We start from the raw sequence: 284 nt of genomic DNA on the forward strand, positions 1-284 counted from the left end.
CCGCTCTCCTCGGGCACCACGTACCCCACCAGCCGCCTGTCCCCCGGCCCGTCCTCACGCACCACCACCACCGCCCGAGCCACCCCCGGATGACCCTCCAGCACATGCTCGATCTCACCCAGCTCGATCCGGAAACCCCGCACCTTCACCTGGAAATCGGACCGCCGCACAAACTCCAGCCCACCCCCGCCCCACCGCACCACATCACCCGTGCGATACATCCGCCCCCCACCGAACGGACACGCCACAAACCGCCCGGCCGTCAACCCCGGCCGCCCCAGATA

At 70.1% G+C, this 284-nt stretch carries 1 protein-coding gene; it reads right to left on the minus strand.

Annotated elements, in window-relative coordinates; all coding sequences use genetic code 11:
• The coding region (locus IG88_RS39995; protein ID WP_037837594.1) for an AMP-binding enzyme at nt 1-284 on the minus strand (284 nt) is incomplete at both ends.

This window comes from Streptomyces sp. NRRL F-5650 (genome assembly GCF_000721365.1).
In the GTDB taxonomy this organism is placed as follows: domain Bacteria; phylum Actinomycetota; class Actinomycetes; order Streptomycetales; family Streptomycetaceae; genus Streptomyces; species Streptomyces ardesiacus.